At 39.9% G+C, this 17,492-nt stretch carries 18 protein-coding genes; 8 read left to right on the forward strand and 10 right to left on the reverse strand.

Going from position 1 to position 17,492, the window contains the following annotated elements:
- Positions 1-359: 359 nt before the first annotated feature.
- A complete protein-coding gene (locus FTU80_RS15305; RefSeq protein ID WP_180085985.1) occupies positions 360-632 on the reverse strand; it encodes a hypothetical protein in 273 nt (90 codons plus the stop codon).
- 225 nt (positions 633-857) lie between these two features.
- Here FTU80_RS15305 and FTU80_RS15310 point away from each other — a divergent pair, with 225 nt between their 5' ends.
- Positions 858-1,499 (forward strand): YitT family protein, encoded by a 642-nt coding sequence (locus FTU80_RS15310; RefSeq protein ID WP_180085987.1) that lies wholly within the window; start codon positions 858-860, stop codon positions 1,497-1,499.
- A gap of 458 nt (positions 1,500-1,957) precedes the next feature.
- Here FTU80_RS15310 and tyrS read toward each other — a convergent pair whose 3' ends face one another.
- Positions 1,958-3,190, reverse strand: coding sequence for a tyrosine--tRNA ligase (tyrS, locus tag FTU80_RS15315; RefSeq protein WP_171263825.1), 1,233 nt, complete (start codon positions 3,188-3,190; stop codon positions 1,958-1,960).
- 63 nt (positions 3,191-3,253) lie between these two features.
- On the opposite strand from tyrS, the gene FTU80_RS15320 reads away from it, so the two are divergent.
- Positions 3,254-4,381, forward strand: coding sequence for an anhydro-N-acetylmuramic acid kinase (locus FTU80_RS15320; RefSeq protein ID WP_180085989.1), 1,128 nt, complete (start codon positions 3,254-3,256; stop codon positions 4,379-4,381).
- A gap of 97 nt (positions 4,382-4,478) precedes the next feature.
- Here the strand turns inward: FTU80_RS15320 and FTU80_RS15325 are convergent, their stop codons facing one another.
- From FTU80_RS15325 to purE, 3 genes are all read right to left on the reverse strand, one after another.
- Positions 4,479-5,765: a lytic murein transglycosylase gene (locus tag FTU80_RS15325; protein WP_180085991.1), complete on the reverse strand. Its 1,287-nt coding sequence runs from the start codon at positions 5,763-5,765 to the stop codon at positions 4,479-4,481.
- A 727-nt stretch (positions 5,766-6,492) separates the two neighbouring features.
- Positions 6,493-7,614 (reverse strand): 5-(carboxyamino)imidazole ribonucleotide synthase, encoded by a 1,122-nt coding sequence (locus tag FTU80_RS15330; protein ID WP_111886091.1) that lies wholly within the window; start codon positions 7,612-7,614, stop codon positions 6,493-6,495.
- A gap of 16 nt (positions 7,615-7,630) precedes the next feature.
- Positions 7,631-8,143, reverse strand: a complete 513-nt coding sequence (purE, locus tag FTU80_RS15335) for a 5-(carboxyamino)imidazole ribonucleotide mutase (protein ID WP_078189531.1) — start codon at positions 8,141-8,143, stop codon at positions 7,631-7,633.
- 215 nt (positions 8,144-8,358) lie between these two features.
- Between purE and FTU80_RS16465 the strand changes: the two genes are divergently transcribed.
- The gene (locus FTU80_RS16465; protein ID WP_257221581.1) at positions 8,359-8,484 is read left to right on the forward strand and encodes a hypothetical protein; all 126 of its coding nucleotides are present in this window, start codon (positions 8,359-8,361) and stop codon (positions 8,482-8,484) included.
- An 85-nt stretch (positions 8,485-8,569) separates the two neighbouring features.
- Positions 8,570-8,809, forward strand: coding sequence for a hypothetical protein (locus FTU80_RS16470; protein WP_257221583.1), 240 nt, complete (start codon positions 8,570-8,572; stop codon positions 8,807-8,809).
- 25 nt (positions 8,810-8,834) lie between these two features.
- On the opposite strand, the gene FTU80_RS15345 is transcribed toward FTU80_RS16470, so the two are convergent.
- Positions 8,835-9,173 carry a DMT family protein gene (locus FTU80_RS15345; RefSeq protein ID WP_078189529.1) on the reverse strand — a complete coding sequence of 113 codons (339 nt, stop codon included), beginning with the start codon at positions 9,171-9,173 and terminating at the stop codon, positions 8,835-8,837.
- Between the two features lie 273 nt (positions 9,174-9,446).
- Between FTU80_RS15345 and mpl the strand changes: the two genes are divergently transcribed.
- Positions 9,447-10,811, forward strand: a complete 1,365-nt coding sequence (mpl, locus tag FTU80_RS15350; RefSeq protein ID WP_180085993.1) for a UDP-N-acetylmuramate:L-alanyl-gamma-D-glutamyl-meso-diaminopimelate ligase — start codon at positions 9,447-9,449, stop codon at positions 10,809-10,811.
- 178 nt (positions 10,812-10,989) lie between these two features.
- On the forward strand, positions 10,990-12,303 hold the full coding sequence (locus tag FTU80_RS15355; protein ID WP_180085995.1) for an MFS transporter: 1,314 nt from the start codon (positions 10,990-10,992) through the stop codon (positions 12,301-12,303).
- Between the two features lie 39 nt (positions 12,304-12,342).
- Here the strand turns inward: FTU80_RS15355 and FTU80_RS15360 are convergent, their stop codons facing one another.
- Positions 12,343-13,248, reverse strand: coding sequence for a LysR family transcriptional regulator (locus tag FTU80_RS15360; protein WP_180085997.1), 906 nt, complete (start codon positions 13,246-13,248; stop codon positions 12,343-12,345).
- A gap of 178 nt (positions 13,249-13,426) precedes the next feature.
- On the opposite strand from FTU80_RS15360, the gene FTU80_RS15365 reads away from it, so the two are divergent.
- On the forward strand, positions 13,427-13,978 hold the full coding sequence (locus FTU80_RS15365; protein ID WP_078189525.1) for a 2,4'-dihydroxyacetophenone dioxygenase family protein: 552 nt from the start codon (positions 13,427-13,429) through the stop codon (positions 13,976-13,978).
- 53 nt (positions 13,979-14,031) lie between these two features.
- On the opposite strand, the gene FTU80_RS15370 is transcribed toward FTU80_RS15365, so the two are convergent.
- The 3 genes from FTU80_RS15370 to FTU80_RS15380 form a co-directional block, all read right to left on the reverse strand.
- Positions 14,032-14,502: a BLUF domain-containing protein gene (locus FTU80_RS15370; protein WP_180085999.1), complete on the reverse strand. Its 471-nt coding sequence runs from the start codon at positions 14,500-14,502 to the stop codon at positions 14,032-14,034.
- Positions 14,503-15,115: 613 nt separating this feature from the next.
- Entirely contained in the window at positions 15,116-15,442 is a 327-nt protein-coding gene (locus FTU80_RS15375) for a GNAT family N-acetyltransferase (protein WP_257221586.1), read from the reverse strand.
- A 306-nt stretch (positions 15,443-15,748) separates the two neighbouring features.
- Positions 15,749-16,054, reverse strand: coding sequence for a GNAT family N-acetyltransferase (locus FTU80_RS15380; protein WP_347269446.1), 306 nt, complete (start codon positions 16,052-16,054; stop codon positions 15,749-15,751).
- Positions 16,055-16,186: 132 nt separating this feature from the next.
- Here FTU80_RS15380 and FTU80_RS15385 point away from each other — a divergent pair, with 132 nt between their 5' ends.
- Positions 16,187-17,380 (forward strand): sugar transporter, encoded by a 1,194-nt coding sequence (locus FTU80_RS15385; protein WP_180086003.1) that lies wholly within the window; start codon positions 16,187-16,189, stop codon positions 17,378-17,380.
- Positions 17,381-17,492: the final 112 nt, after the last annotated feature.

The raw sequence follows: 17,492 nt of genomic DNA on the forward strand, positions 1-17,492 counted from the left end.
GTCTATCTCGTCGGTATGGGGTGCATTCTAGAGCATTTCAGAATCATTGCAACCCCCAATTCACTATATTTTTCACGTATGTATTTTTTATAAGCGTTTTTGCTAAAAAAATTGCAATTTTACCTATTTTTTAAGCATTTTTTATAAATTTTTAGCAAATAGTCGATATTTAATTAAGTAAATTTCTTATATCTAGCAAATATTTTTCAGCGCTTTTAAGTCTAATAAAAGTGACTTTGATTATTTATTAATCATTAGTCTACTTTTCTGCCTCAAAGCACATCATTTTTTCTGTCATCACACCGATTCAAGCTTTATAGACTTTTTTAGCGTGCATTTTTATATTTCCCAGCATTCTTTTAACGTTCATATGCTAAATGTTGCATGACTTCCAAGATGACTTGTTGCTTACCACTGAAATCCTCGGCAGAAAATAGCAGCTTTGCACGTCGAGGGAGTTGTTCTCGCACCAATGCAAATAGTTGGTACTGTGCCGCGATATCCAAATCATGTAATTGTTGCTGCGCCTCACAAAATAATGCTCGTTTATGCTGTTTGGTTTGGTAGTCAAATAAATATCTCAAGATTCGATCGATCTGTTCATCATGATTATCGGTATTGTAATACGCCATGTTGTTGCTCTTTTCTGATTTTTGACCATTGTTCCATAAGGCCTGTTTTTGCAAAAATCATTTTAATTACATGCTTAGTCATTTTTGCTGATAAAAATACAGTCTATTTTATTTGAATAATCACTATTAACGATCACAGTCATAAAAAGCCACTATTTTTGGGCTTTAGACGCATAGAGCATAGGCTGCGTTTTACGTACACTCTTTTTATTTTTTAGGTGCAGGATGCCAACACAGTTTTTTCCACGCTTATTCTTACTATTAAGCGGATTAGGATTATTGGCTTTTGGTGTCGTACTCTCTATACATTCAAATTTAGGGACATCCCCTATTTCTTCGGTGCCTTACAGCTTTAGCTATATCTTTCCACTCACCGTCGGCACATTAACAGTATTAATGCACATCATCATGATACTGCTGCAAATGCTGATCTTAAAATCACACTTTCAGTGGATACAGTGGTTGCAATTACCCGTGGGAATTTTGTTTGGTGCATTTATTGACGGTTTAATGTGGCTGACCCAAGGCTGGAGCATAGAAAGTTACCCACTTCAACTCCTGGCTTGCTTGGCAAGTTGCCTGATCACTGCTTTAGGTGTGAGTTTAGTGGTCAAAGCCAGTCTAGTCCTCTTGGCCGCAGAAGGCCTCTATCAAGCTATTGCTGTTCGTTATCGCCTTGATTTTGGCAACTGTAAAACCTATGGCGACATTGTCTTGGTCAGTATTGCAGTTATCAGCAGTTGGCTGGTCTTACATCAAGTCATCGGTGTACGTGAAGGCACCATTATTACCGCACTTTTAGTGGGAACATTAGTTAAGCGGATCTTACCTAAATTAAGCTTCATTCAATTTAGTTCTAAGCCCTAAAACCAAGCTCGATTGAATCGGGCCTTTTTTCTGGCGCGATTAAAATCTTTAATACAGAAATGAATGTGATTTTTGAAAGGAATAGCTCAATTTTACAAATAAAAAAGGGAAAGATCTCTCCCAAAATCTTTCCCTTAGAATTGAATCTTTAGTCGATCCATCGTGTAGTTATTATAGTTATTTGTTAACTCACTAAAAAAAGAGTCCCTTGGGGAAGAGACTTATAAAAAGTGGAGTTATGATTATGTACCCTCTAGATGGTATATATATCTCTCTAGATGAATAAATCTTATACATAAAATTCGAGAAATGCAACACATTTGGCAAAATTTAAGTGTTGTTTTTATAAGGTTTTTTTTGAATTTGCTTATTTATATTATTAATATATTAATTGGTAAAAAAAAGCAGGCCGAAGCCTGCTTTTAATTCAATAACTTAACTAAAAATTCAAGAATTTATTAGTCGGTAAAAGTTACTTTTGCGATTGCTTTTTTGCTCGCTTGGATGATCAAAGTTTTGTTTTCTGACACAGCATAACTTGCATCGACCACTTCCCAATCCACTTTCACTGCACCACGACCAATCGCATCTTTTGCTTGAGCTGCATTTTTAGTCAAACCCGCTTCACGCAAAATAGAAGTAATGAAAATCTCACCACCAAATGCGCCACGAGAAATCGTCACTTCTGGTGTACCTTCTGGAAGTTCACCTTCAGTAATCAAGTTACCTGCACCTTTGTGCGCATTTGCCGCAGCTTCTGCGCCATGGAAACGCTCAACCAATTCAAGTGCAAGAATTTTCTTCACTTCTTGTGGGTTACGACCTTCAGCCACTTCTTTGAGCAACTGTTGAATCTCTTCAATCGATTTAAAGCTCAACAAGTCAAAGTAACGTTCGATCAAATCATCTGGCATTGAAAGCACTTTTTGGTACATCGCACCCGGTGCATCAAATACAGCAATATAGTTACCCAAAGATTTAGACATTTTATTTACGCCGTCTAAACCTTCAAGAATCGGCACAGTAATGCACACTTGAGATTCTTGGTCATAACGGCTTTGTAATGTACGACCCATCAGCAAGTTAAAGGTTTGGTCTGTACCCCCCAACTCTACATCCGCTTCTAGCGCAACTGAGTCATAACCTTGCACCAATGGATATAAAAATTCGTGAATCGCAATCGGTTGATGGCTGTTATAACGTTTAGTGAAATCATCACGTTCCAACATACGTGCCACAGTTTGCTGTGAAGCCAACTGAATCAAGTCAGCAGCAGTTTTTTGACCAAACCACTCTGAGTTGAACACAACTTTAGTTTTCGCAGGGTCAAGAATCTTAAACACTTGTTCTTGATAAGTTTTCGCATTTTCTAAAACTTTTTCACGTGACAACGGTGGACGTGTAGCGCTCTTACCCGTTGGGTCACCGATCATGGCTGTATAGTCACCAATCAGGAAGTAAACTTCATGACCTAAATCTTGGAAAACTTTTAATTTATTAATCAGAACCGTATGACCTAAATGTAAATCAGGTGCAGTCGGGTCAAAACCCGCTTTAATTTTTAATGGGCGATTCTGCTTTAATTTCTTAAGAAGATCTTCTTCAGAAATAATCTCATGTGTGCCTCGTTGGATGAGGGCAAGTTGTTCTTCAGCCGGCAGGAAATTTGACATCACAAAATCCAAATAGATCAGTTATACAATTTGTGCGATATACTAACACTTTTTCAGCACATTGCAGGCTTAAGAATCATCATGACAGCGATCTACATTGGGGTAATGACCGGCACAAGCATGGATGGTGTCGATATTGTTGCTGCTTCTTTTGATCCTTTAGAGATTCATGCGACGCTCACACTTCCCTTTGACCCAGACCTTCGTGATGAACTGATGGCCCTCACCTTGCCTGATGACAACGAAATTGATCGTATGGGTAAGGCAGACGTTGCTTTAGCTCAAATGATCGGTCATGGCATCAATGAATTGATCGAGAAGAATGAGCTAGATCGTAGTCAAATCAAGGCGATTGGCTCACATGGACAAACCATTCGCCACCGCCCTGAACATGGTTTTACCCTGCAAATTGGCGACCCCAATATTATTACCGAACTCACTAAAATCCCGGTGATTTCAGACTTCCGCCGCCGTGATATGGCTGCGGGTGGTCAAGGCGCACCTTTAGTTCCTGCGTTCCATCAAGCGCTTTTCCAACATGACACCATTCACCGTGTGATTTTAAACTTGGGTGGCATTGCCAATGTCAGCATGTTACCTGCAGGTCAACCTGAAGCCGTGTATGGCTTTGATACAGGCCCTGCCAACATTTTAATGGATGCTTGGTGCGAACGTTATACTGGTCAGCCCTATGATGAAAATGGGAACTGGGCAGCTTATGGTCAACCTATTCGCAGTCTGCTCGACCGCTTACAAGCACATGAGTTTTTCTCTAAAGAACCACCTAAAAGCACAGGTCGTGAAGACTTCAATCTTGAATGGTTAGATGAACAGATTCTCGATTGGCGTGGAGATCTCGAATATGATGAACTTGAAGATACGCCAGAAAACATTCAAGCAACCTTAATGAAACTCACCACACGTGCCATTAAAAAAGCCATTTATCGTTCTGATATGGATACTGGTGAAGTCTATGTATGCGGTGGTGGTGCATACAATTCGCACCTATTAGAGCAACTGCGCTGGCGTTTACGTAAACATGAATGGACGGTACAAAGTACTGCAGATTTAGGCTTAAGCCCAACATGGGTGGAAGCCACAGCCTTTGCTTGGTTGGCGATGCGCTTTGTCAATCAACTCAGTGCAAATTTACCAAGTGTGACGGGTGCTGCTGGCTATCGTATCTTAGGTACAATCACTGTGGTTTAAGAGTCAAAAACATATAAAAAAGGTCTGCAATTGCAGACCTTTTTATATTGACAAGCTTTGATATAGATTCACTACTATATAAAAGCATAGCTCAAACTTAATTCATCATTGCCTTGGCATGCTCATTACGAAATGCCCGTAAAATCTGCTGTCCCGCCCGACCTGTTGGACTTAAACCCAGTCGATTTTGCTCTTGTCGAATGGCTTGACGGGTTTTATCTCCAATTAATCCATCCACTTTACCAATGTCATATCCACGGTTAAGTAAAAATTGTTGAATCTCACGTCGTTCCGCACGCGAAGTCCCAGGATCATCGGTTGGCCATGTCGTACTAAAGCCACCCTTGCCTTGCAAGCGATCGGATAAATGCGCAATCGCTAATGCATAACTCTCTGCCGCATTATAGCTGTAGATTGCATCGAAATTTTTAAACACCAAGAACACAGGCCCACTTGCCCCAGCCGGTGCCATTAAACCTGCTTGGCTCGATCCAGAAAGGTTACCTTGAATTAACGGAGTACCATCGGCACGCTGCAAACCACGATTCATCCAGCTGTCCAAGGATTTTTTATTACGGCGACTTTCACCACTGATCGACATTCCTTCGGGAATTTTTACTTCAAAGCCCCACGGCTGACCAGTTTGCCAACCACGCTTTTTCAGGAAATTCGCAGTTGAAGCCAACGCATCTGTGGTGCTCGATACCAAATCACGGCGGCCATCACCATCAAAATCCACGGCCAGCTCTTCATAAGTGCTCGGCATAAATTGGGTATGACCAAATGCACCTGCCCACGAACCTTTCAATTGTGATTCATTTAAATCACCACGCTGCAAAATCCGCATGGCAGCAAAAAACTCACCACGGAAATAGCTTTGACGGCGCCCTTCACAACTCAAAGTGCCCAATGACTGCAATAAAGGATAGCTACCCGCAATATCACCAAAATTACTCTCTACACCCCAAACCGCAACCACGGTTTCAGCAGGCACACCATAAGCCGCCGCGACACGGTTTAATACATCGCGATGCTGCGCCAACTTCTGCCGACCCAGTTGTACACGCTCTTCATCCACCAGACCTGACAAATAGTCCCAAATCGGTGTTGAAAACTCAGGCTGATAGTTGAGCTTTTCAATCACAGAATAATCAGGTGTTAAATTTTGTGTATAGCGATCATAAGTGGATGCACTCACACCAGCATTCATTGCTTGCGAGCGCAAATTGGCTAAACAACCTTGAAAGTTATTTTGTGGTGAAATGCTGCTGGTTGTAGGCATGCTCGACGAATTGACAGACTGACCATTAATAATCAACTCGGCATTTGCCTGAGTTATTGCCAATAAAGCAGTCCCGAAAACAAATCCTAAGTGATGCTTCATACCCTAGATCTTTTTTGAATTTAAATTGTTGCTTTAACAATAGCAGCTCAAAGCAAAAGTTAAAGGTTCAAAACGTAAATTTAAATTCATATTTTCTACTTATTTAAATTCATTTTTAAAATTTGAATTCAAAAGTAGTTATCCACAACCCAACTTTAAATTCACTACAAACCAAACACCGGTTTAAATTTAAATTCAAAACTTTAAATTCAAAAATAAACTGCATGCATAAAAAATTATCCACAAATGCAAAATGGGGTAAAAATTCATTTTTATTATTAATAATCAAAATATTATAGGTTTTAAAATATACTCCCTATAGATCCAATAAGTCTGAGCAACTTTTAAATTCAAATTTTTAAATTTAAACACAGAGAAATGAATTCATTTTTTCAAATTTGAATTCATAAACTTTGAATTCATTTTTTCGTATAAGATTTTTTGAATTCAAATTCATAGTTTGAATTTAAAAACACAATTTGAATTCAAAACGCATTGGTTATTTTTGATTTTGATTCACACACATCACAGGCTATTGATACACAAAAAATAATACGAAGATTAACGCAGAATATTTATAAACGAACGAACACTTTATGATCAATAGTTTCTTATCGTTTCAGCGATAAACGGTGTGATTTTGCAAAGAGGCGCAATGATGCCCGAACTACAGCAATAAAAAAAGCGGCCATGTGCATGACCGCTTTTTTATCATTCAAACACAGGTTTAAATGGTCATATCTTCGCTAAGTGCCAGTGGATTCGGCAAAATTTTCGCCAAAGCACGGCATAAAGCTGTTAATTCAGCAGTATCGTTCGGCATTAAAGTGATGTGACCGATTTTGCGGCCTTCACGCTCTGTTTTGTTATACAGATGCAAATGCGCGCCATTCAGTGCCAATACATCTTCAGACTTCGGATGTTGACCAATGATGTTTACCATGACCGTTGGACGAACAACTTCAGTCGAACCCAAAGGTAGGCCTGCTACAGCACGAATGTGGTTTTCAAATTGTGAACACACTGCGCCTTCAATCGACCAATGCCCCGAGTTATGCACACGTGGCGCCATTTCATTGGCATATAAGCCTTTATCTGTCACAAACAGCTCTAGCGTCAAAACACCGACATAATTCAAATGATTGAGCAGGCGAGTAATGTAGTCTTGCGCAACTGGTTGTAAGTCTGCGCTGTTTGGCGCAGGCACAATTGAATGCGACAAAATACCGTTGTGGTGGTGGTTTTCCGCCAATGGCCATGTTTTCACATCGCCATCTTGACCACGCACCGCAATGATTGAGACTTCACGTGAGAAGGTTACAAAGCTTTCCGCAATCAATTCACCAGCAGGGCCCAGTTCAGCCCATGCTTGATCCATTTGCTCAGCGCTACGTAGCACAAATTGACCTTTACCGTCATAACCGCCACGCGATGTTTTCAGTACGATGGGTAAACCCAACTCAGCAACAGCAGCTTGTAAACCCTCGAAAGATGTCACGGCCTTATAAGGTGCAACTGGGATAGCCAATTCATCAAACAAAGCCTTTTCGGACAAACGATGCTGTGCAATCGCTAAAGCTTGGCGCGGTGGGTGCAATGCTTTGTTCTTGGTCAACACATCAACATCTGCTAACGGAGTATTTTCAAACTCTAAGCTGAAAACATCTGCGCTCTGAATGAAATCTTGCAAACCATTTTCAGCTTGAGTCGAAATCACTGGACCCAGCGCTGCAGAAGGGCAGTCGGTACTCGCTTCAAAGAAGGTGCATTGAATGTTTAAAGGCAATGCCGCTTGCGCCATCATGCGACCAAGCTGGCCACCACCAAAAATACCAATGGTTTTATCCATGAGAAATGCCCCTTAATTAAGCTTGACCCGGAATATTTTTACTCGCCACTTTATCGGTTTGCGCAGCACGGAAATCTGCAACATTTTTTGCGATTTCAGGACGCGTTAAACCTAAAATTTGTGCCGCCATGATCGCTGCATTGGTCGCACCCGCTGGGCCAATCGCCAAAGTACCAACTGCAATACCTGCTGGCATTTGCACGATAGACAGCAATGAATCCACGCCGTTTAAAATTGATGATTTTACCGGTACACCAAGTACAGGTAGGTCAGTCTTGGCTGCACACATACCTGGTAAATGCGCTGCACCGCCAGCACCGGCAATAATCACTTGAATACCACGATCACGTGCGGTTTCAGCATATTCGAATAATCGATCTGGAGTTCGGTGTGCAGATACAACTTCCGCTTCAAATGGGACGCCAAGCTGTTTGAGCATATTGGCAGTGTTTTCTAGCGTTGCCCAATCCGATTGAGAACCCATGATAATTCCAACGAGAGGAGTGTCTTGTGAAGCGGCCGCATTCATTGCAATGTTTCCAGAGATTAAAGTAAGAGAGAGTAAATCTCGACTAGAGCCAAGCTTTAATAAGAGCCCCATATTATAGACTGAAAATTCATCTCAATAAAATTTAACGGTTGTCTTTAAAGAGAAAACTCCATAATATTTTGATGAAAATATTTTTATTTTTTTCAATTTTATAAAAACTTTTATTAAATCAATATTTATAAGACACTTTAAACATGAAACAGATCTTTATCTTGCTCACTTTAGCCCTAAGCTCTCCGAGTTTTGCCCAACTCGTTCAACTCAATACAAGCCAATTTGAAAAAGACTTTAACCTCTTACAGAAACAAAAAGGGCTATAACGGCCAAATTAAGAGTAATGGCTACATCCACGAAAAATTTTTAGTCACCGGAAAATCTATTATTGATGAACGTAAGCCGGTCAAGATGACAGGCTATTACAAAGCAGATGATGGCCGCGATAAAATGTATTCAATTTCAGAATATCGTGTGTATTGCGATGACCAAAGCTATGGTTTTGCTCTCATGAACTTTGAAGCAGACGGTCAAATGACTGTACTGACTAGTGAGAGTGATTATGCCTTTGACTATGAAGATCCCGCTCCACGAGACCGTGAGTTTAGTAAAGTCCTCAAAAATGCCTGCAAACACGCCTCACTTAAATGATCAGAGCCATGCAGCATTGGATCAGTTAAGCACTGCGAAACACGAAATAGACACATCCAAAAAGGCATAAACCTGCCCACAAATAGTCCAACTTAAAGGGTTGTTTAAAAAGGAAAATCATAAATGGAACGAAGACCAATAGCGTCACGACTTCTTGTGTGATTTTCATTTGGCCCAATGACCACCCATGTTTGGCCAACAGTCGCGTTGCTGGAATCATAAAACTATATTCGAGTAACGCGATCGCCCATCCAAATAAAATCGCTTGCCAAAGCGGTGCATCATGTAAAAACTTCAAATGCCCATACCAGGCCAAAGTCATAAAACAGTTGGAAATAATCAATAAAAACAGGGCAAGTGACATAAGCAATCAAGATCGCAAAAAATTGCGCATATTGTACGTTTTTCATCACGATTTCGCGCCTATTTTCCGTGTTTTATCCTCAAGAAAATTGCGTACATTTGATCAGTTACGAGCTCAATCTTTTTGCACGATCTCATACAAAAAAATCTATCTTTTCCCTAAGACCCTTGCTATGGTTGCTCTCAAATGAAATTAACCTTTTCAACCAAATCTATAATGACAACACCACAATAACAAAGTGATGTGTCGATAAAAGCAGTGGAGTTAGAACGAATGCATCTGCATATCTTGGGTATTTGTGGCACCTTTATGGGTTCATTGGCGCTCTTGGCGCGTGATTTAGGACATAAGGTGACGGGTTCAGACCAAAACGTTTACCCACCAATGTCTACCCAATTGGAAAATGCAGGCATTACCTTAATGCAAGGCTATGACCGTAGCCACCTTCAACCACACCCAGATCTCGTGATTGTCGGCAATGCAATGAAACGTGGCATTGATGCAGTGGAATACATGCTGAACGAAGGCCTGCCTTATATTTCTGGCCCACAGTTCCTTGCAGACCACGTGCTACAAGGTAAACATGTCTTAGGTGTTGCAGGCACACATGGCAAGACTACAACCACAACCATGTTGGCATGGGTGCTCGATCAAGCGGGTTTAAACCCGGGTTTCTTGATTGGCGGCGTACCCTTAGGCTTTAGTGAAAGCGCACGTTTAGGCGGTGGTCAATATTTCTGTGTAGAAGCCGATGAATATGATTCGGCATTCTTCGACAAACGTTCTAAGTTTGTGCATTACCATCCTAAAACAGCGATTTTAAATAACCTTGAATTTGACCATGCCGATATCTTCGAAGACTTGGCTGCGATTCAAAAGCAATTCCATCATCTAGTGCGTACTATTCCAAGTGAAGGCCGTATCATTGCGCCCATCACTGAAACAAATATTGATGAAGTCTTGGAAATGGGCTGCTGGACACCTGTAGTGCGTACATCTTTAGATGCCAATGACAAATCTGAATTGTATGCAGAACAATTGTCTGCTGACGGTTCACATTTCAAAGTGCTTCAGCACGGTGTAGTGAAAGGCGAAGTGAAATGGAACATGACTGGGCAACACAGTGTAGCCAATGCTTTGGCAACCATTGCTGCGGCTGAACATGTCGGTGTTTCGATTGAAACGGCGTGTGAAGCACTTTCAAATTTTGGCGGTGTAAAACGTCGTATGGAGCTTTTGGGCACAGTCCGTGGCATTGAAGTTTATGACGACTTTGCACATCACCCAACGGCGATTGATACCACATTAGAAGGTGCGCGTAAGCGTCTGGGTCAACGTAAGCTTTGGGCAGTAATCGAGCCACGTTCTAATACCATGCGCATGGGTAGCCATAAAGATGGGCTTGCACATTCTGCACGCTTAGCAGATGAAGTGATTTGGTATCAACCTGAAGGTTTGGATTGGGATTTACAACCTGTGATTGAAGCTGCTGCGAATAAAGCTGTCGTGGCACGTTCACTCGATGAGATCATCCAAACTATCGTAAGTGAGGCAGGTGAGGGCGATGCCGTGGTGATTATGTCGAATGGCGGTTTTGGTGGTTTACATCAGAAGTTGATCAGTGCATTAAAAGCCTAAACCCACTAGATAAAATAAAAAAAGCCCGCTGCGCGGGCTTTTTTTTGTGCCGTATTGTCATAGTTAATGTGAAATTTGAACACACTTATTCAGATTTTTATATTCTATGATTAAACAACTAATCTAGGATTGATTAGTCAATGAAATTCCTTCAGATATTCAAATCTAGGGTGACGAAATGGACAATATATCTACAACAATTACAACCCAACCGACAAACCTTCTGGCTGAACCAGAAATTAGTGAAGCAACAAAGAAAAGATCTTTAATCGCGAGTACCGTAGGTAATTTACTCGAATGGTATGATTGGACAATTTATGCCGTTGCTTCCGTATATATCGCAGCAGCTTTGTTTGATAAAACAGATCCTACATCTGCATTATTAAACACGTTGGCAGTATTCGCAGTTGGCTTTATTTCTAGACCATTAGGTGGATTTATTTTTGGTCCATTAGCTAATAAATTTGGTCGAAAAAATATCATGCTCACCACTATGGTCCTGATGGCAATAGCAAGTTTCATGATTGCACTCATACCAAGTTTTTCAAGTATTGGTTATTGGGCATCATTGCTGTTACTTATTGCTAGGCTTATTCAAGGTTTTGCACATGGTGGTGAAATGGCAACATCTTTTGCATATATTGCAGAAATTGCTCCCAATAAACGCCGTGGTTTATGGGCGAGTAGCTCTTATGTTGCAAATGGTACTGGTACACTTTTAGCAACATTATCCTTTGCAGCACTGAACATATTTTTCACTTCTGAAGAGGTCTATGAATGGGCTTGGCGAATTCCATTTATTGCTGGCGGTATGCTTGCTTTTTTTGCGATTTATCTACGTCGTAACATGGTTGAAAGTCATGTCGAGTCTGAAGCAAAAAACGATGATGTCAATTGGAGCACTGGTAAGTTTTTACGTACAGGCTTTAGACTATTTCTGTATGAAGCTGGCTCGACAATTACTTTTTATACTTGGGTCGTATGCGTCTCTATTTATGCCATTACCTATCAAGGAATGGACCCGAAATCAGCGTTTATCGCGAGTTGTTGCGCACAGGTCATTTATATTATTTGCTTACCATTTCAGGGATTACTCTCCGATTATATTGGACGTAAGAAAACGACATTAATTACATATGCAGGCTGTGCTTTAGTGATGTTTCCATTATGGAATATCATTAGCAATGAACCATGGACATTATTTGTTGCACAAACGATTGGTTTGATCTTAATCGGCTTTTTAATGTCATGCAAAGCGGCCACGATGTCTGAACAAATTCCAACGAAATATCGTACGAAAATGCTCGGCTTCTTTATGTCCCTTGCTATTGCTTTATTTGGTGGTACGGCATCTTATATCAACACATGGTTATATTCGACAGATCGCGGTTGGATGTTTAGTGCTTATCTCATCATTATTTGTATCGTGGCATTCTTAGTTGTTGTTCGATGGAAAGACAATACTGGTATTCCATTAGATCAAATTAAATAGCTTTTATGATCAAAAATCTCCCTTAAATAGGGAGATTTTTTATTTAACATTCCATGGGTTGAGCTTAACTTTCTCCATCCAAAAGTTCATAAATGTTTTAATACGTGGACTCAAAAATTTGCGATTAGGATAAATGAGATAAATCGGTTCCAATTCCCGAATTTTATAATCACTTAAGATTGGAATTAGCTTCCCATTTTGAACATCTTTAGACACATTGTAATCAGCTAAACGGACAATACCTTGACCATCTAAAGCCAAATCACGTAAAAAATCACCCTGTGAAAAAGATGCCAATGGCTTTATTGGCAAACTAAAGCGATCTCCTTTATGTTCATATTCCCATAAATTCCAATCATTCATATAACTGAAATGAAAGCACCGATGGTTGAGTAAATCTTTTGGCTCTTTAGGGACACCATATTTATTTAAATATTCAGGTGCAGCACAAGTAATCCATTCACTTGTGCCCAAACGGGTCGTGACACGAGATGAATCAGGTAATTTTCCACCATAAATAGCTAAATCGATTCCTTTTTCAAACTCATCCACATAACGAGATTCAATCTTTATCTCTACCTGTAAATTTGGAAATTGTTCAATAAATTCAGGTAACCATGGCAAAATTTGATGTCTTGCAAATGTAGGCATGGTTCTAATACGTAATGAACCAGACACTTGTTCTGGAAAATGCTCTGCGAGGGAATCCGCTTCTGCCATCGCGATAACAACTTTACGCGCACTTTCTAAATATAATTGACCTTCTTCTGTCAGTGTAAGCTGTCTTGTCCCACGCTGAATTAATCGAACTTTGAGACGATTTTCAAGTCGGCTTATCATTTTACTCATCGCTGAAGGAGTCAAATCATGGACTCGCGCAGCTGCAGATAAACTCCCATGTTCGTACGCCCAGATAAAAGCAAGCATTTGTTTATAATTATCCATAATGATCACTCCATTTTTATTCTATTTTTTAACGTATTTTTAAAGACTTAAACAAGTGTATATCTCCTTTAATCTATGCCATTTTTTCATAGATATTGTGAATTTTAACAGGGTAATCAATTGAATTTTCTTTGCTACCATGAACTCACAAATTGCAACACAATAAGGATTTTTAACAATGAATGTTCAAAATAAAGCAATAAATCAATATGCAGAAGATATGCCATATCAACTGCCTCAAGTTCCTTACATGCCACAAGAAATCGTGACCCAAGATGTACTAAGTGAAATGCTAAAAGATGATGATCTTTGGGTTCCAAGCTCAGAAAATGGCTGTGTAAGTTTTAAACCCCTTTTACTTAGCGTAAGTGGTGGATATTTCATAAATTTATTAAAAGTAAAAAAAAGTGGCATTTTATCGCGCCATCGTCACAATGGCCCTGTACATGCTTTTGTACTCAAAGGCCGTTGGCACTATTTAGAGCATGATTGGGTTGCGGAAGAAAACTCTTTTGCTTTCGAACCACCAGGTGAAGCACACACTCTGTATGTTCCTGAAGATGTTGATGAAATGATCACCTTATTTACTGTGTATGGTGGTTATATTTATGTTGACCCATATGGAAAAGCAGAAGGCTATGAAGATGTATTTACTAAACTGGAACAAGCCCGTGCTCACTACAGAAAGTTAGGTATTCCTGATTCCGAATTAGAAAAAATCATTCGTTAATTTTCTCAAAAAAAAAAGCCCGATGCGCGGGCTTTTTTTTATTCACACTCAGCTTAAAAATAATTCTGATAGCCTCGGTTTTTATAGCCTAAATCCAGCTTAACGGGCTGTTCAACATTCTCTAATCTTAACAAGGTCGTTAAAAACGCCTGAATTTGTTCTAGATTGAGCACGTCGGGTTGAAAGCTTGAATGTCCAAAGCGCTGAAACAAACTAGCAATTTCACTATGTCGGTTGACATATTTCATCGACCATTTTGAAAAATCGATTTGATCAATAGTTTGATCAGGATAACGCACAATATCCCGATGGCGAGTATCTTTCGCAATATGCTGAAAAAGCTGTTCGAGAGCCGCTTGCTCACCTTGCAAGCATTGGAAGAACCGGCCTTCGGCATAGTACAGCACGCCAAAAATACGCTGTTCGGTATTGAAGCTGCGGGCTCTCACCAAAATATCACTTAAATCTTGTATTAAATCAAATTGTTGTTCTACACGTGTACTGGCATAACAGAGTTGTATCATTGTGTTTATTCTTAAAGTATTTGTACGATTTTAACGTAGAAAGTTCTACAGGATGAGTAAATATTTGTATATTTTTTAATCAAATGTGCTTTTTAACTTACAACAGAAAACCAAGATCACGTATACCGATATCACCTTCATTTTTTTAAACTTATACATATTAAAACAACGAAATTATTTCTATTTGAAGATGAATAAAGAGGCCGACCATGCTTAAAAATTTACTCATTTTTTTATCGATCACTTGTGTATATTTTGCCGCCTTGATCGTACTGAATAATTTTGGCGTTTCAGATTTTTTTAATGTTGTTATTTGCTCATTTATTTTAGGAATAATACTGCGTACTGTGATTCCTCACTATCTCATTTATTTACTGATGATGATGACTATTGGCAGTATTTATTTTGTACTGAATGACTTTGCATTATTAAATATCATGTGTTTAAGCTTATTTTTAGGGATATCAAGCTGCTCGATCTTATTGCAGTTTTGGCCAAATCTTTTTAAAGCACCTTCAACGCTGTTAAAATTAAAGCTCAATTAAATACAAATTAGCTTTTAAGTTTTTTTTAAAATTTCATAATGATAAAAAAGCCCGCATCGCGGGCTTTTTTAGGCTTGAACATCGGCAAGGGTTTTATCTCTACGAAACATCACATCAACATAAGAACAAGTAGGAATAATCTTTAAGTGTTTATCACGAGCGAATTCCACCAAATGATCCAATAACACTCGAGCCATCCCTTGCCCACGCAATGAGTCATCTACCCACGTGTGATTTGCCACAATGGTATGTTCATCACGCCATAGATAACTCATTTCTGCAAGGCGTACACCCTCAGCATTTAACTGAAAAAATTCACCTTTTTGACCATTATCTTGATGTTGCATAGTCACTGTTTTTTCTTCCTTTTTATGAAAAAATACACCGTGTAACAAACGAGAAAGTGATTGGTACAGAACTTAAACAACCTATATTCAACTGTAGGTGATAATAAATCCGTACACCTTTCACATTAATTAAAAAACAATTAAATCACACTTGCCGGATATTTTTATTATGGACCTTTATCTTATCGCCATTTTTGTATTGCTGATTATTGCAACATGTTTGGTTGTATCGCTGTATAAATCACGATCTTAATTCAATTTCACAGCTAGATTTCAAATAAAAACAGCCTGATTGCAATACGATCAGGCTGTTTTTATTTATCCAAATGATTAATCCGCATCACGCTGTACAATTTAGCGTAGAACATCACGAATCGATTCATCTTTATCAAATACAGATTTTGCAAAAGGGCAGAGTGGAATAATTTTCACGTTCTTTTCCCGAGCAAAATTCACTGCTGCATCGAGGAGATGTCGTCCAACACCTTGTCCTCGCAAGCTGTCACTGACATCGGTATGATCAATAATAAATTTATCATCGCCTGCCCATGAGTAAGTCATCTCTGCCAAACGTTCCCCATCTTGCTCAACAAAGAAAGCTCCTTTTTTTTGATCATCATCTTGTTGTACAAACATCTTAAATTTCCTCCATTTTTTTATAAATTGGCATGTAATGCAGGTCAACTCTGTTGTTTTTGTATTAATTTAAAGCGCATGCACAGGGCTTAAATCGGTTCCTGCTTGTGTATAGAGCATAGTAAAATAAGCCACTTTATTTATTTGAAGACACTCATGTCTGCCTCTCCCTCCGAAACGGCTTCTTCTGGCTCTTGGACGGCTGTGATTGCTTTGGCTTTCGCAGCATTTATTTTTAATACCACTGAATTTGTACCTGTCGCGTTGCTCAGCGATATTGGCAAAACATTTAGCTTAGCCGCGACCGATGTCGGCATCATGATTACGCTGTATGCATGGGTGGTTGCGCCGATTTCTTTGCCGATCATGTTATTGACCAAAAATATTGAACGTCGATCACTCCTGATTTGCTTATTTATGGTGTTTATTATCAGCCATGTTCTGTCGTATTTCGCATGGAGCTTTAATACTTTATTGCTCAGTCGAATTGGCATTGCTTTCTCGCATGCACTTTTTTGGTCAATTACTGCGTCGCTGGCAGTTCGTGTTGCACCGAAAGGCAAAGAATTTCAAGCCTTGGGACTTTTAGCCACAGGCACAGCTTTGGCAATGGTTCTCGGTATTCCGTTTGGGCGGATGGTTGGAGAAGCCTATGGTTGGCGAAATACCTTTGCTCTGATTGGCATTGGCGCCAGTATCGTTTGCCTGATTTTAGCCAAAACGCTGCCAATACTGCCGAGTTTGAACTCTGGCTCGCTGAGCAGCCTAAAACAGTTTATTCGTCGTCCAAGCTTAATGATGGTCTTTGCATTAACCATTATTGTAATTAGTGCGCAATTTACCGCATATAGCTATATCGAACCGTTCTCACTCAACATTGCTGCATTCAGTTCCATGCAAACCACCACGTTGCTATTAATCTTTGGTGCAGCAGGTTTTCTGGGATCTTATCTCTTTGGGAAATTTGGTGGGAAATATTCCAAAGTTGCGATTCCTTTAAGTACAGCCACACTGGCTTTATCCATGCTGCTGTTGCTTCCTGTTTCTTTGAGTTTTGCAGGTGTGAGTGCCGTGTGCCTACTATGGGGCATGAGTATCATTGGATTTAGTCTCGCATTACAGTCAAAGACACTACATCTCGCATCCGACGCCACAGATGTCGCCATGGCCATTTATTCAGGACTTTATAATGTCGGCATTGGCGGTGGCGCACTCTTGGGCGGCATGGTCAGCGTTCATTTCGGTTTGAGTTATATCGGCGTGATCGGAGGAATCATCGCGGTGATCGGCACACTTTTAGCCTTAGCGTTGGTACACCGTGGTGATTTTAATCCTCCCGTGACACATTAAGTGAATTCGAAAATTGCTGATTGCACTTTGTACTAAAAACTGTCATGCTTTGCCGCATATTTGGACAGTGTCCAAAACAAAATTTGAACAAGGGGAGTAGCCTCCTCCAAAC

The organism is Acinetobacter sp. YH12145 (assembly GCF_013418335.1).
Classification (GTDB): Bacteria; Pseudomonadota; Gammaproteobacteria; order Pseudomonadales; family Moraxellaceae; genus Acinetobacter; species Acinetobacter amyesii.

Coding starts and splice junctions, on each gene's coding strand:
- FTU80_RS15305 (WP_180085985.1), bottom strand. CDS start 632: ATGGCGTATTACAATACCGATAATCATGATGAACAGATCGATCGAATC.
- FTU80_RS15310 (WP_180085987.1), top strand. CDS start 858: ATGCCAACACAGTTTTTTCCACGCTTATTCTTACTATTAAGCGGATTA.
- FTU80_RS15320 (WP_180085989.1), top strand. CDS start 3,254: ATGACAGCGATCTACATTGGGGTAATGACCGGCACAAGCATGGATGGT.
- FTU80_RS15325 (WP_180085991.1), bottom strand. CDS start 5,765: ATGAAGCATCACTTAGGATTTGTTTTCGGGACTGCTTTATTGGCAATA.
- FTU80_RS15330 (WP_111886091.1), bottom strand. CDS start 7,614: ATGGATAAAACCATTGGTATTTTTGGTGGTGGCCAGCTTGGTCGCATG.
- purE (WP_078189531.1), bottom strand. CDS start 8,143: ATGAATGCGGCCGCTTCACAAGACACTCCTCTCGTTGGAATTATCATG.
- FTU80_RS16465 (WP_257221581.1), top strand. CDS start 8,359: ATGAAACAGATCTTTATCTTGCTCACTTTAGCCCTAAGCTCTCCGAGT.
- FTU80_RS16470 (WP_257221583.1), top strand. CDS start 8,570: ATGACAGGCTATTACAAAGCAGATGATGGCCGCGATAAAATGTATTCA.
- FTU80_RS15345 (WP_078189529.1), bottom strand. CDS start 9,173: ATGTCACTTGCCCTGTTTTTATTGATTATTTCCAACTGTTTTATGACT.
- mpl (WP_180085993.1), top strand. CDS start 9,447: ATGCATCTGCATATCTTGGGTATTTGTGGCACCTTTATGGGTTCATTG.
- FTU80_RS15355 (WP_180085995.1), top strand. CDS start 10,990: ATGGACAATATATCTACAACAATTACAACCCAACCGACAAACCTTCTG.
- FTU80_RS15360 (WP_180085997.1), bottom strand. CDS start 13,248: ATGGATAATTATAAACAAATGCTTGCTTTTATCTGGGCGTACGAACAT.
- FTU80_RS15365 (WP_078189525.1), top strand. CDS start 13,427: ATGAATGTTCAAAATAAAGCAATAAATCAATATGCAGAAGATATGCCA.
- FTU80_RS15370 (WP_180085999.1), bottom strand. CDS start 14,502: ATGATACAACTCTGTTATGCCAGTACACGTGTAGAACAACAATTTGAT.
- FTU80_RS15385 (WP_180086003.1), top strand. CDS start 16,187: ATGTCTGCCTCTCCCTCCGAAACGGCTTCTTCTGGCTCTTGGACGGCT.